The sequence below is a fragment of the Stenotrophomonas pictorum JCM 9942 genome (assembly GCF_001310775.1).
GTDB classification, from domain to species: Bacteria; Pseudomonadota; Gammaproteobacteria; order Xanthomonadales; family Xanthomonadaceae; genus Stenotrophomonas; species Stenotrophomonas pictorum.
Genome location: NZ_BAZI01000122.1, coordinates 1 through 7564 on the forward strand (window position 1 = coordinate 1; position 7564 = coordinate 7564).

Here is a 7564-nt window from a genome sequence, read left to right on the forward strand (position 1 = left end):
CAGGCCGCCGCCACGCACCTGGCAGACTTGGCGCAACATGTGCAGCCAGGCGCCAGGACGCGTCACCGGACGCAGTCGCACCTCGATCTGGAAGCGGGCGTCCTCGTCGCTGGGATCCAGGCGCAGGCTGCGCAGTCCTGCGCCGAGGTACACCACAGTCTCACTGTGCCCCTGCGCATCGTAAGCCAGCAGCCCCATACGGCCGGCTTCGTGAACACCACAGCCGTAATCAGGATACAGACAGGGATTTTGCAGCTTCCCGCCGTGCATGCGCGAAGCGATACTCAGCACATACCAGCCTCTTCGATGCCCGGCCCCGGCCCGGCGCCCATACGCACCGAAAACTGCGGGTCGCGCTGGCATCCGCACCAGTATCCATCGGGGTCCATCGCCACGTTACGCAGCGGCTCCAGCACCGCCAGGCCGGCCATCACCCGCCGGCTACCGCGGGACACGCGCAACTTCCGGCCCACACGGTACAGGAGCGGCCGGTCCGAACGCTGCTTCAGCTCCATGACCGTCGCGGACAAGACACCCAATTGCGCCGCGACGGCGTCCAGCCGCTGCTCCTGGGCAGCGGCGAGGCGACGGGAAAGCGCGGACAGCTCGTTGCCGGCATGCTGCTGTTGGGCCTGCATGCGACACAGGAGCTCGTCCTGAGAGGCCAGCGTACGCTGCTGGATCTCCAATGCTTCGTGCAGATGCGCCTGCTGGACTTGCAACGCCTCCAGGCGTTCGATCTGTTGCGCATGCCTGCGCTTGTTACCCTCCTCAGCCAACGCATACGCGGTCGCGCGCCGGAAGCTGAACTCCACGCGCCTCGCGCCGCTCACCGCCTCCGCCAGGTTGGACAGGTCCAGCTCCAACCACGGGTCGTCGCCCTGCGCTGCCCAGACGATGGCATCTGCCGCAGCCGCAGCCATGCGCTGTTCGTGCAGTATCGTCACCCGCCCCGCCAGATCGGGAACCGGGCGGCCATCCAGGCGTACCGACAGCAGTTCGTAGACGCCTGGCCGGCCATCCGGATCGAAACGCACGCGTTCCAGCGGCATGCCGGGCACGGTATCCATGGTGGTGTTGCAGATTCCGCCGGCTGCCATCTGCACCACGCCATCGACGGCCAACTCCTCGCAATACCCACCGGCGGCACTGCGGGCATACATCCGCGGAGCAATAGAAGGCGCGGCATCCGGCACGGGACCATTCCAGGCACTGGCCAGCTCCAGCCCCCGGCTCCATGCAGGCACATGGCGGGCATGGTCATGGCCCAGCGCGGAAAGCGCCGCCTCCATCGCCGCCGCATAGCCCCTGCGCCCAGCCTCGAAGCGTTGCCGCAGCGCATCCATGGCAGTCAGATCAAGCGCGCCGCCGCCAGCGGCGGTAACAACGCAGCCATAAGCCGCCAGCACATCCGGATCGAGCGCGAACGCATCGACGGCGTGGTGATTGCGTAGTTGCGCGTCGAGAAAACCGTCTACTTCAGCGGCTGCGGCCATGTCTTCCTCCGGCAGCACGCCCGCGCCGAATGCATGGCGGCAACGCGCAACCTGGCCACGCCAGTCTGCGATCAAGGCCTCATAGGTCAGGAACACGCGACTGGCACCGCGCGTGGCCTGTTCGGCCTCCAATTGGTAGGCGAGAGACAACAATCCGGCCCGGTACTCGGACATGTCATCGCGACGACGCAACGACGCGGCCACTTCAACTGGATGACGGGCGATGAAGGCGAAGTGTGCCTGCACACCGAGGCTTTCAAGCAGCTCCCGCCACAGCGGCACGAACCGACACGCGCGCGGGTCCTTGACCACTACGGTGCCGCCTTCGGCCAGCAGTTGCGCAAGCAACGGCTCCAGTTCTGCCCGGGCCCGCAACGCGGCCGGATGACGCAGCCAGCTTTCCGGCAATGGTCGTGGATCGGCCCAGTCCATCCCGAACGCGGCTAGCAGGCGGTCGTGGGCCTGTACCACCCGGACATGCTCGAAATAACCCTTGGGGTTGGCGTCGGCAGTCGCGGGCATCAACTCGTCACCAAGACGGAGGCCCAACTGGCTAAAGGTTCCGGCCAGCGCCGAGGTGCCGCTGCGGTGCATGCCGAGCACCACGATCACGGACGCTGCGGTTGTTTCGCTGATTGTCATCGTGGAGCCCTGATGGATTGCGGTGATGCCTGAATCTCCGGCACCACGTGAAAGTCGACAAAACCGGTGGTGATGCGGCCCGCAGCTGGCGGGATACGGAAGACGAAAACGTCTACGAGTCGATCAAGAAACGACTCTTCCTCTCCCACACGGCCGGTCACTCCGGCATTCATGAAATACACGCCTGGGGCCAGCATGGCGCGAAACCGGAAACGTACCTCCATACGTTCGGCAGTCTCCACCAGCGCAATCGGCTCCTGCACGCTGGAAGAGGTTGCTCCGCCCAGTTCCACACCAGACACGGTCTTGATGAGCATGCCAAAACGGACCCCTGCTACGGTCCGGTCGAACACGACCGAATACGCGTACACGTATTCCTCGCCAGGCCGGAGTACGTTCACTCTGCGCCCGGCAAGAGTCTGGATATGCGGATCCTCGATGTGTGCTCCGCAGGATTCGTAGCGAAGGAGACTTTGCGATACCAGCCCAGGGTCGAAGTGCGCGCTGTCCTCGGTTTCCGCGGTTGCCATCACTGCATGGCCGACATTGGCGGACGACAGCAGATTCCCTGGTTCATCCGCGGCAGACGGAAGGCTGCCTGCGGTACCCGCAAGACAGGCGGCGCGCAAGGCAGCCACTTTGTCGGCCGGGGCGTACAACATTTTTTGGTAGAGCGCGACAACGTCCTTGGGCTTGCCCGTCGCCAACAGATCACCGCGATCCAGCAGGATTGCGTGATTGCACAATTCCAGCACGGTGCTGGCCGAGTGCGATACGAACACGATGGTTGCGCCGGCGTCGCGCAGGCGCTCAATGCGTGCGAAACATTTGCGCTGGAAAGCCTCGTCGCCCACAGACAGGGCCTCGTCGACGATCAGGATATCCGGCTCGACATGGATCGCGACGGCGAAGGCCAGGCGGATGAACATGCCGCTGGAGTAACTCTTGACCGGCTGGTCGATGAAATCGCCGATGTCCGCGAACGCAGCGATATCATCGAAGCGGGCATGCACCTCCTCACGCGTGAGCCCCAACAACGTACCGTTCAGGTATACGTTCTCGCGACCGGTGAATTCCAGGTTGAAGCCTGCACCCAGCTCAAGCAGGGCGGCAATGCGGCCCCGGGTGGTGACCGTGCCGGTGGTCGCCGTCAGCGTGCCGCAGATGATCTGCAGCAGCGTCGACTTGCCCGACCCGTTGCGGCCGATGATGCCTACGGTCTCACCGCGGCGCACTTGGAACGAAATATCGTCCAGCGCACGGAACTCGCGGAACCAGCGCCGCCTGTGCGACCGCGGCGACAGCATCTGCAACAGACGGTGATGTGGTTTTTCATAGATGGGAAATACCTTGCCCACACCCGCCACGTCGATGGAGACCTCACAAGACATCGGCAAACCCCCGACGCGTGGCACGAAACAAGCTGTATCCCATATAGAAAACCAACAACGCCAGGATCGAATACACAGCCAGACCCTGCCAATCCGGGGTTCGCCCCCAGATGACCACATCTCGCGCCTGATCAATGATGAAACTCAGCGGATTCATCCGATATATCCACCGCATTCCTTCCGGAATCACCGAGATAGGAACGATAGCGGTGGACGTGAACAGCAATGCCGTGGAGAGGACACCGATGATCTGGTTGATATCCCTGAAATAGACGCCGAGTGCGGCAAGTCCCCAGCCCAGACCCAATGCCAGCCAGACCAGCGGCAGCACTACCAGAGGAAACAACACAAGCGTCCAACCAACGCTCTGCCCAATAAACACCGCCAGCACCAGATAGGCGACCAGGTTCATGAACAGATGGAACAATGCCGACAAAACCATCGGCCAGGGCAGCACCTCCAACGGGAAAACAACTTTTTTGACGTAACTGGTGTTACCCGAAACCAGGCGCGGCGCCTGTGTCAGACACTCGGCCAGGAACGCATGAAGAATCAGGCCGATGAAGAGAATCAGGGTGAAATTCCCCTGTTTGCCATCGACAGTCGGCCAGCGGCTGCCAAGGACTCCACCAAAGGCCAGCGAATAGACGGCCAACATCAGAAAGGGGGCGATAAGCGCCCATAACAAACCGAAATTTGCCCCCCGATAGCGCCCCAGTATCTCGCGCTTGGTCAGTTCCCGGACAAGGGAGCCATGTTCAAGGGCCACACGGAATGGCCCGGTAATGATCGACACGCTACTACTCCAGAAGCCCGATACTCGAGCCATCATTAAACCGCTGTAACGCCCAACGCACGCGCCAGGTCGTATTGCAAATCCCCCACGTCCTCTACACCCACGCTCAACCGCACCAGTGCATCGCTGATGCCCAGCTGTTCGCGGCGCTCGACCGGGATCGAGGCATGGGTCATCACTGCCGGATGGTTGACCAGGCTTTCCACGCCGCCCAGCGATTCGGCCAGGGTGAACAGCTCGGTGCGCTCGCAGAAGCGCTTGGCCGCTTCGAAACCACCCTTGAGCACGATCGAGACGATGCCGCCATAACCGCCCATCTGCCTGCCGGCCAGTTCGTGCTGCGGATGCGAGGCCAGGCCCGGGTAGATCACCTTCTCGATGGCCGGATGGGTTTCCAGCCACTGCGCCAGCGCCAGTGCATTGGCGCAATGCGCCTTCATCCGCAGCGGCAGGGTCTTCAGGCCGCGCAGGGCCAGGAAGCTGTCGAACGGGCCCTGCACGCCCCCGATGGAGTTCTGCAGGAATGCCATCTGCTCGGCCAGCTCGGCGTTATCGCCAACCAAGACAATGCCGCCGACCATGTCCGAGTGGCCATTGAGGTACTTGGTGGCCGAGTGCAGCACCAGGTCCGCGCCCAGCGCCAGCGGACGCTGCAGCATCGGCGAGGCGAAGGTGTTGTCCACCACCACGATCAGCCATGGCGCCTGGCGATGTCTGCAACCGCGGCGATGTCCACGATCTTCAGCATCGGATTGGTCGGGGTCTCGATCCACACCATCTTCGTTTTCGGCGTGATCGCCGCTTCGAATGCGGCCAGATCAGTCAGGTCGACAAAGCTGAAGTCCAGCCCGGCAGTGCGGCGGCGCACGCGCTCGAACAGGCGGAAGCTGCCGCCGTAGATATCATCCATCGCCACCACATGGCTGCCGGCATCCAGCAGCTCGATCACGGTGGAGCTGGCGGCCATGCCCGAGGCGAAGGCGAAGCACGGGAGCCGCCCTCAAGCGAGGCGACGCAGCGTTCGTAGGCGAAGCGGGTCGGGTTGTGGGTGCGCGAGTACTCGAATCCCTGATGCTCGCCCGGGCTGGACTGGGCGTAGGTGCTGGTCGCGTAGATCGGCGGCATCACCGCACCGGTACTCGGGTCCGGAGACTGGCCGCCGTGGATGGCCAGCGTTGCAAGACGGTACGCCATGGGAGCTGCTCCGTTCATTTACGAAACCGGCAATGATACCCGAGCCGCTCTGGCCGATAGCTGAGCATCCCTCTTGGGCCGGCCACTTTTGTGGCGGCCCGACCGTTTTCTCAAGGCTCGCCCTGTCTATCGGCAGGGGCGCAAGCTTCCGGGAGGCGACGCGACTGGCCCTTGCGATAGCGGACATCCCGCCAGGGGCGCTCAAAAAGCAGAAAGGAAGCCATCGCCGTGAGCAGCATGGCAAGCAGCAGCAGGCACAGCCCGCCTGCGCCCCATTCACGCATCCCCAGCGTATCGGCGGCCTGCAGCACGGGCATATGCCACAGGTAAGCACTGAAGCTGATCACCCCCACCAGCCGCATCGGCGCAGAGGCAAAGAACCGCGTCAGCATGCCGCCCCCCCACAACAGCGCCAGCACCAGCAGGGCCCAGCCCAGGCCGAATCCTGTGAACCAGCGGTGGCCGAGCCCGGGCTGGAATTCGCTCCCGCTCAACAACGCCCAGATCGACGGGGTGACCAGTACAAACAGCGCCAACAGCAACCAGCCCAGTATCCGCCAGGCGCGCCCGGCCGTGGCCAGCCCTGGCCACCAGCGGTGCAGCCAGGCCGCCCCCACCCCACACAGGAACACCACCAGATACTGGCCCAGCCCGACGCTATTGGTGACCGCCTCTGCCGCCGGCCAGTACCGGCGTGCCAACAGCACCAGCAGCGCCAACAGCATCAATCCCAGCCAGCGCCCGCCGGGGGCTTTGCGCGACAGCTGCATCGCCACCACGATGAACGGCAGCCACAGGTAGAAGGTGAACTCCACCGGGATCGACCACAGCACGCTCTGCCCTTCCCGCAAGGCGAGGTGATTTTTGAGTGCAACGGTGTCGATCTGGTAATGCCAGATGGGAACACCCGCCCGGGTGAGCCACCAGCTCACCAGCAGGATCACCAGATACAGCGGCCAGATCCGCAGCACCCGGCGCAGCGCATAGTTGAGCCAGTACGGCAGATGGGCCAGCTTTGCCAGCGGTTGGCCGAACATGGCCGACGCCAGCAGATAGGCGCTGAGCACGAAGAACAGGTACACCCCGCTCTTGCCGATGCCCGACAGGTTGGGCCACGGCAGCCAGCCGGCATTGGACAGGTGCGAGCCGATGACGATCAGCACCGCCAGCCCCCGCAGCCCGTCCAGTGCCAGTACGTGCCCCGCACCGGCCGAGGCTGGCGCCAGAAACAGCCTGCGCATCATTTCTGCCATATCCATCCACCCTGTAGCGCCGGGCAAGGCCCGGCCAATCGCAACACACGCCCACCACCGCACCAATCCGGTGGATCATCCGCCATAGCGCCGGGCAACGCCCGGCGAACAGCATCGCACCGCACAATATCCAGCGCCTGGAAGCGGCGAACCATGCCGGGCACATCCCAGCGCGGCAATGCCGTGCTCGACACCAAAGCATGGGGTTCCACAAAAAGAAAGACCCGCCGGAGCGGGTCTTTCCAAGACTACAAGCAACTACCGATCAGAACGATCAGTTGGTGCCCGGACGGATCAGGGCGTGGTTGCTGATCGAACCCGAGGTCGGGTTGACGATCTGGTACAGGCCCTGGATGGACTTGTCCGGACCAGCCACGTTCACCACGATGGTGGCGCGGTTGTTGCCCGTGAACACAGTCTTCAGGTCGTCGATGACCTTGGTGCCGTTAGCCGGGATGGTGCCGGTCAGGGTACCCGGGGTGACGGCGGTCTCGTTTTCCACGTTCATCAGGGTGATCGAGTACGGACGAGCCAGGCCACTGGTGTTGGTCAGCACCAGACGGCTGATCCAGCCAGACGGGATCTGGGCCAGCGGAGCCTGCAGCACGGTGCCGTTACGCACGAACGAGCCGACAGCTTGGCGGCAATGTCGGTGACGCGGTAGGTCGTCGGAGCTGCGCTGACGGCCTTCACCGAAGCCTTGAACTCAGCTTCCGGAATGGCGGCCGTAGCCGAGGTCTTGGTGTACTCGACGAAGCCAGAGGCGATACCAGCCTGAACGTCCTTGGGTAA

The 7564-nt window shown here is 63.6% G+C and carries 7 protein-coding genes and 1 pseudogene; all 8 read right to left on the reverse strand.

The features are described 5' to 3' along the window. Positions 1-198 (reverse strand): hypothetical protein (locus JCM9942_RS08085; RefSeq protein ID WP_157722829.1); only part of this gene is annotated, 198 nt, incomplete at its 3' end. A gap of 86 nt (positions 199-284) precedes the next feature. After that, positions 285-2138, reverse strand: a complete 1854-nt coding sequence (locus tag JCM9942_RS08090; protein WP_054658945.1) for a sulfotransferase family protein — start codon at positions 2136-2138, stop codon at positions 285-287. Next, a complete protein-coding gene (locus tag JCM9942_RS08095) occupies positions 2135-3529 on the reverse strand; it encodes an ABC transporter ATP-binding protein (protein WP_054658946.1) in 1395 nt (464 codons plus the stop codon). The genes JCM9942_RS08090 and JCM9942_RS08095 overlap by 4 nt, the downstream gene beginning before the upstream one ends. Beyond that, a complete protein-coding gene (locus tag JCM9942_RS08100) occupies positions 3519-4325 on the reverse strand; it encodes an ABC transporter permease (RefSeq protein ID WP_241772709.1) in 807 nt (268 codons plus the stop codon). The genes JCM9942_RS08095 and JCM9942_RS08100 overlap by 11 nt, the downstream gene beginning before the upstream one ends. A 35-nt stretch (positions 4326-4360) precedes the next feature. Then, a pseudogene (locus JCM9942_RS08105) lies at positions 4361-5537 on the reverse strand (cystathionine gamma-synthase). Between the two features lie 92 nt (positions 5538-5629). Then, complete coding sequence (locus tag JCM9942_RS08110) at positions 5630-6760, reverse strand: acyltransferase family protein (protein WP_157722830.1); 1131 nt, start codon at positions 6758-6760, stop codon at positions 5630-5632. A 286-nt stretch (positions 6761-7046) separates the two neighbouring features. Next, positions 7047-7394, reverse strand: a complete 348-nt coding sequence (locus JCM9942_RS08115; protein WP_054658948.1) for a hypothetical protein — start codon at positions 7392-7394, stop codon at positions 7047-7049. Next, on the reverse strand, positions 7322-7564 hold a 243-nt coding region (locus JCM9942_RS19625; RefSeq protein ID WP_218185470.1), incomplete at its 5' end, for a hypothetical protein. The genes JCM9942_RS19625 and JCM9942_RS08115, both read right to left, overlap by 73 nt.

Excerpts from the sequence above, each read along its gene's own strand:
- JCM9942_RS08095 (WP_054658946.1), bottom strand. The coding sequence starts at position 3,529 with ATGTCTTGTGAGGTCTCCATCGACGTGGCGGGTGTGGGCAAGGTATTT.
- JCM9942_RS08090 (WP_054658945.1), bottom strand. The coding sequence starts at position 2,138 with ATGACAATCAGCGAAACAACCGCAGCGTCCGTGATCGTGGTGCTCGGC.
- JCM9942_RS08110 (WP_157722830.1), bottom strand. The coding sequence starts at position 6,760 with ATGCGCAGGCTGTTTCTGGCGCCAGCCTCGGCCGGTGCGGGGCACGTA.